The sequence below is a fragment of the Enterobacter sp. CM29 genome, assembly GCF_013179605.1.
Taxonomy (GTDB): domain Bacteria; phylum Pseudomonadota; class Gammaproteobacteria; order Enterobacterales; family Enterobacteriaceae; genus Enterobacter; species Enterobacter intestinihominis.
In genome coordinates this window covers 1-2,538 of the sequence record NZ_JABMCU010000311.1, presented here as the reverse complement: position 1 = coordinate 2,538, position 2,538 = coordinate 1, and the positions used below count along the sequence as shown (strand labels likewise).

Here is a 2,538-nt window from a genome sequence, read left to right as displayed (position 1 = left end):
AGCAGATCGAGGCGTTCTGGCAGCGCGTAGCACTGGCGACGAGTAAAGACCAGCTGGCCGTCGCGCTCCATGGCGCGCAGGCGGCGGCGAAGGGCTTCAATTTGCTCTTCACCCTCAATGTTTAATTCAACGGCAAGTTCTTCACGATTGGCGGGTTTTTCGCGTTTTGTTAAGTGTTCAATGATGAACTCGCGGCTGGGGATAGGATTCGCGTATTTTTCGGCTTCGCGTTCCTGGAAAGGATCTTGTGACATGTCGGTTCCTCCGTTGTCAGCTCCGGTGGAAATTTTCTTCATTCCACCAGCAATAATTTATAAAGCGGTTGATTCTCTTCAACCAAATCGGCCAGCGTGTAGTTATCCAGTTCCTTGAGAAAACTTTGCACGGCCTTTGAAAGCGCCTGTTTCAGGCGGCAAGCGGGCGTAATGTGGCAAAACGCACTGCTACAGTTCACCAGAGATAGCGGCTCCAGTTCACGTACCACATCGCCGATACGGATACTCTGTGCCGGTTTACCGAGACGGATCCCTCCATTCTTCCCGCGGACGGCAGCAACGTATCCGGCACGACTAAGTTGATTGATTATTTTGACCATATGATTACGGGACACACCGTACACCTCTGTGACTTCAGAGATGCTGGTCATCTTCCCATCGGGTAACGACGCCATGTAAATCAGCGCGCGTAAGCCGTAATCGGTGAAACTTGTTAACTGCACATCAACCTCAGGAAAAAGGGAAAACGCGGTCAAACCGCAGAGATATTCATTAATGATGATAAACCAGCCAGATAGTTAGCGGCTAATTTATTTGACAGACGGGGCGAAAAAGCGGAGATCCAGGAGCGGTCGCCGGATGGCGCTGCGCTTATCCGGCCTACGGGTTTCCCCGCAGGCCAGCAGTCACGAAGATTATGCGTCGAACGGGTCGCGCAGGATCATCGTTTCAGTACGATCCGGGCCGGTAGAAATAATATCGATCGGCACTTCGGTCAGTTCTTCAATACGCTTAATGTAGTCCAGCGCAGCTTTTGGCAGGCCACTACGTTCTTTCACACCGAAGGTGGTCTCAGACCAGCCCGGCATGGTTTCGTAGATTGGCTCAATGCCTTCCCAGTCGTCAGCGGCCAGCGGAGTGGTAGTCACTTCGCGACCATCTGGCAGACGGTAGCCCACGCAGATTTTCACTTCTTTCAGGCCGTCCAGTACGTCCAGCTTGGTCAGGCAGAAGCCAGACAGGGAGTTGATCTGCACAGCACGACGCACGGCAACGGCGTCCAGCCAGCCAGTACGACGACGACGACCAGTGGTTGCGCCAAACTCGTTACCCTGCTTGCAGAGGAACTCGCCGGTTTCATCAAACAGCTCGGTCGGGAATGGACCTGCACCCACGCGAGTGGAGTACGCTTTGATGATGCCCAGAACGTAATCCACATAACGTGGGCCCAGGCCGGAGCCGGTTGCCACGCCACCCGCGGTGGTGTTAGAGGACGTTACATACGGATAGGTACCGTGGTCGATGTCCAGCAGGGTACCCTGCGCACCTTCAAACATGACGAAATCGCCACGCTTGCGCGCCTGGTCCAGCAGATCGGACACATCAACAACCATGCCGGTCAGAATGTCAGCAATCGCCATGACGTCATCCAGCACTTTCTGGTAGTCAACGGCTTCGGCTTTATAGAAATTCACCAGCTGGAAGTTGTGATATTCCATCACTTCTTTCAGTTTTTCAGCGAAGGTCGCTTTGTCGAAGAGGTCGCCCACACGCAGACCGCGACGAGCCACTTTATCTTCGTATGCCGGGCCGATGCCACGACCGGTAGTGCCGATCGCTTTCGCGCCACGCGCTTTTTCACGCGCCACGTCCAGCGCCACATGATAGTCCAGGATCAGCGGGCAGGCTTCGGAGAGCAGCAGACGCTCACGAACAGGGATACCACGGTCTTCCAGACCTTTCATCTCTTTCATCAGCGCAGCTGGAGACAGCACAACGCCGTTACCGATGATGCTAGTGACGTTTTCGCGAAGAATGCCTGATGGAATAAGATGGAGGACGGTTTTTTCACCGTTGATTACGAGAGTATGGCCTGCGTTGTGACCGCCCTGGTAGCGTACAACATATTTAGCCCGTTCAGTCAGAAGATCGACAATCTTCCCTTTACCTTCGTCACCCCATTGGGTGCCCAGTACGACGACGTTGTTACCCATTTTTTTCAAAATCACCGTTTGCTTAAAAATGGATTCTACCATCGCTTTTTCAGATATACAGCACTTTTTGACCCTAAAATATGCCGATTGCGGTTAGTTTTTGATCAGCCAATCGTTTTCCTCAACATGTAGTAGATAACGATACCGGCAACCACAAGTCCACCACCAAAACGACGCAAAATATTGTCCGGAAGTTGGCTCATGGTCGCGATCATCCGTCGCCATGCGCGTGGATAGAGCATCGGGCCGAGGCCTTCCAGCACCAAAACCAAAGCCAGTGCGAGCCAGATCGTTGAATTCATTTTTCATCCTTATAAAAGAAAACCACC

Annotated in this window: 4 protein-coding genes; all 4 read right to left on the bottom strand. The window is 52.8% G+C overall.

The genetic code is table 11. The features are described from left to right. A partial coding sequence (locus HP459_RS22380; RefSeq protein ID WP_301541007.1) for a winged-helix domain-containing protein occupies positions 1–254 on the bottom strand: 254 nt, incomplete at its 3' end. A 38-nt stretch (positions 255–292) separates the two neighbouring features. Next, positions 293–718 (bottom strand): nitric oxide-sensing transcriptional repressor NsrR, encoded by a 426-nt coding sequence (gene nsrR, locus HP459_RS22375; protein WP_003855998.1) that lies wholly within the window; start codon positions 716–718, stop codon positions 293–295. A gap of 192 nt (positions 719–910) precedes the next feature. Further along, positions 911–2,209: an adenylosuccinate synthase gene (locus HP459_RS22370; protein WP_032621775.1), complete on the bottom strand. Its 1,299-nt coding sequence runs from the start codon at positions 2,207–2,209 to the stop codon at positions 911–913. A gap of 104 nt (positions 2,210–2,313) precedes the next feature. Further along, a complete protein-coding gene (locus tag HP459_RS22365) occupies positions 2,314–2,511 on the bottom strand; it encodes a DUF2065 domain-containing protein (RefSeq protein WP_003855996.1) in 198 nt (65 codons plus the stop codon). Positions 2,512–2,538 lie beyond the last annotated feature (27 nt).

Excerpts from the sequence above, each read along its gene's own strand:
- HP459_RS22370 (WP_032621775.1), bottom strand. The coding sequence starts at position 2,209 with ATGGGTAACAACGTCGTCGTACTGGGCACCCAATGGGGTGACGAAGGT.
- HP459_RS22365 (WP_003855996.1), bottom strand. The coding sequence starts at position 2,511 with ATGAATTCAACGATCTGGCTCGCACTGGCTTTGGTTTTGGTGCTGGAA.